The organism is Enterococcus sp. C76, assembly GCF_040886985.1.
GTDB lineage: Bacteria > Bacillota > Bacilli > Lactobacillales > Enterococcaceae > Enterococcus_B > Enterococcus_B lactis.
Window position 1 is genome coordinate 1 of record NZ_JBFOEY010000051.1, and the last position, 427, is coordinate 427.

The following is a 427-nucleotide window of genomic DNA, read 5'->3' on the forward strand; positions in this document are numbered from 1 at the left end:
GTTCAGCTTGGACGGGAGCTTCTTGAACGGCTGCTTGAGGTTCAGCAGCTGCTTGTGCAGAGCCTTCTGTTGGAATCGTTAATTGTTGTCCTGAGTAGATCAGGTTAATGTCAGAAATTGAATTTGATTCTGCAATGGCATTGATCAAGGAGTTGTCACCAACGTATTTTTGAGAAATCGTTGATAGAGTATCACCTGATTGAACGGTATAAGCTTCGTCCGCATGAGCAGTCGTTCCCATGAAGAATGCAGCACCGGCAGCCAAAGTTGTTCCAAAAAGTAAAGTTTTAAGTGATGTCATGAAAAATCTCCTTTATTCGTTAAAAAGTTTTATTTGTTGTGTTCAACGAGGAATACTTTAACACGTGAAAATATTTCATAGGTAAAAGAAGCATGACAATTTATGACAAATCCACGTTTTTTGTAA

1 protein-coding gene is annotated in these 427 nt (G+C 38.9%); it reads right to left on the bottom strand.

Annotation, left to right across the window (positions count from 1 at the left end):
• Positions 1-301: LysM peptidoglycan-binding domain-containing protein (locus AB3I00_RS14700; protein ID WP_002303785.1), on the bottom strand; the 301-nt coding region annotated here is incomplete at its 3' end.
• Between the last annotated feature and the right edge of the window lie 126 nt (positions 302-427).